Source organism: Mucilaginibacter sp. P4_G9 (assembly GCF_056400985.1).
Genome location: NZ_JBFUKF010000573.1, coordinates 1 through 2,502, shown reverse-complemented (window position 1 = coordinate 2,502; position 2,502 = coordinate 1). Strand labels below are relative to the sequence as shown.

2 protein-coding genes are annotated in these 2,502 nt (G+C 45.4%); both read left to right on the top strand.

Annotation, left to right across the window (positions count from 1 at the left end):
* The coding region (locus AC1DPZ_RS25465; protein ID WP_477408758.1) for a fibronectin type III-like domain-contianing protein at positions 1-135 on the top strand (135 nt) is incomplete at its 5' end.
* Positions 136-230: 95 nt separating this feature from the next.
* On the top strand, positions 231-2,348 hold the full coding sequence (locus AC1DPZ_RS25460) for an alpha-L-arabinofuranosidase C-terminal domain-containing protein (RefSeq protein ID WP_477408756.1): 2,118 nt from the start codon (positions 231-233) through the stop codon (positions 2,346-2,348).
* The last annotated feature ends 154 nt before the right edge of the window (positions 2,349-2,502 follow it).

Genomic DNA, 2,502 nt, shown 5'->3' with positions numbered 1-2,502 from the left:
GATGTAAAGGTTGGTGATTTGGCTTTTTATGACGAGACAAAAAAAGGATGGAATACCGAAGCCGGCGAATACATCCTTCAGTTAGGTAATTCATCACGCAATATTTCAAAAACAGTAAAAATCCTGGTCAAATGAACTCAATACCGATAAACTGAGAAATAATTTTCAATGCAAATGCCCCGTTGGCCCTATAAAATAAGTGTAAAAAATAATTAATAATATAAACTTTCATGATGAAAAAGTTATTACCCATTTCAATTTTGTGTCTGTTCCTGTTCACAACAACAAGTTTACAAGCACAAAACCCTAAGCTAACGCTTGATTTAACTAAGCCTGGCGCAAATGTAAGCCCGCAACTGTATGGGTTGATGACCGAAGAGATCAACCATTCGTACGATGGGGGTTTGTATGCCGAGCTGATCAGGAACAGGATATTTAAGGACAACCCAAATACGCCGGAAGCATGGAGCGTGATCAGGGAAGGTGGCGCGAAAGCCACTATTAAATTAGTTGCCCCAAACCCCGGCAATGTACCCAACGATCAGCAGCGCCAGGCAATTAATGGCTCGTTAACTACTTGTTTAAGACTTTTGGTGGATACCGGCGGTGGCCGGGCCGGCATAGCAAATGAAGGTTATTGGGGCATACCTGTTTTGCCTAATACAACTTATAACGCTTCTTTTTATATGAAGGGTACGAGCAGCAAGCCATTTCCCCCCCGCCCCTGGGAGYCCAAGCCTACAGTTACTGTTCCGGTAATTGCCGATAACACTGCCGGGCCCATAACCGTAAGCATAGAAAGCAATGACGGTAAAACCGTATATGCTTCGGGAACTATTAATTTGATAAAAAGCGCCTTTTGGAAAAAATATGAACTCAAATTAACAACAGGCGCCGGTGTTAAACCAACATCTGACGCCCGTTTTGTTATTTCGACRAACCGTACCGGGGTTTATTATTTTAACCTCGTTTCCTTATTTCCGCCTACTTATCATAACCGCCCCAATGGGAACCGGATAGATCTAATGAAGTTACTGGCCGATATGAAACCCCGTTTTTTACGTTTTCCMGGCGGTAATTTCCTTGAAGGCCCGAAACTGAACGATGCCTTCCCATGGAAGACCACGTTAGGCGCGCTTGAAAACCGTCCGGGCCATACCGGTTCATGGGGCTACCGCCCTACCGACGGGATGGGCTTACTTGAATTTTTAGAATGGTGCGAAGATCTGAAAATGGAACCGCTGCTTGCCGTTTATGCCGGCTATTCGCTCGATGGCGACCATGTGGACGCAGGCCCGCTTTTAAAACCCTATGTAGATGATGCGCTTGATGAAATTGAATATGTTACAGGCGACGTACACACCTATTGGGGCGCTAAACGTGCGGCAGACGGGCACCCGGCGCCYTTTAAACTCAGCTMTGTGGARATTGGTAAYGAAGACGGGTTTGACGAGTCTGGCAGYTAYGACGGACGTTAYGCCCAGTTTTATGATGSCATTAAAGCCAAATACCCWAACCTTCACTGTATTGCAAGCATGGGCGGCAAGGACTGGCTTGGGAGCAGGRGTAAATTAACCATCCGCAAGCCCGAAATTGTAGATGAACATTATTACCGCAATGCCTGGGGGATGGAAGAGGATGCAGCACATTATGATAACTACGACCGCAAAGGATATAAAGTGTTTGTAGGTGAATGGGCAACAACGGAAGGCATGCCAACCACCAATTTGAATGCTGCCCTTGGCGATGCCGCGTGGATGACCGGTATGGAACGTAACTCGGACCTGGTTATCCGCTCATGCTATGCGCCTTTATTTGCAAATGTAAACAAGGCTACCGCAACCGTGCCGAAAGCATGGCAATGGGAATCAAACCTGATAGGTTATGATGCATTGACAAGTTTTGGTTCGCCATCATACTATGTACAAGTAATGTTTAATAGCTATATCGGCAACAAAGTGGTTCCTGTAGCGGGCGCCAATATCCCCACCCAAACAAGGCCTGCTACCAAACAGGACAGCGCGGCGAACAACATGCCCAAACCTATACCAGGTATGTTTTATGTCGCTACCCGGGACACCAAAACGGGAAAACTGTTTCTTAAAGTAGTAAATGCAACAGGAAAGCCGCAGCAGGTTGATATTGATCTGAAGGGGGCCGGAAAACTTTCTCCCGAAGGTATTATCGTGGTCATAAAAGGCGATAAACCCGAAGATACGAACACGATCAGCGATCCGGTAAAAATAGTCCCAGTTACCTCCAAAATAAAAGTGGCAGGCGCTAAATTTACCAGGACTTTCGATGCCTACTCCGTAAGCGTGCTTCAAATAAATACATTAACTAAATAAAACCAGGTAAGAATACCAGGACAAAAAACCAAATGTCAATATGAGAAATGCAATTTACAGGTTATGGATGGCGGCCTTAATTATAACGATTACAGTGCCGTGTTTATATGCGCAAAAAGCCACTAATCCCATTATTTACGCGGATGTACCGGAC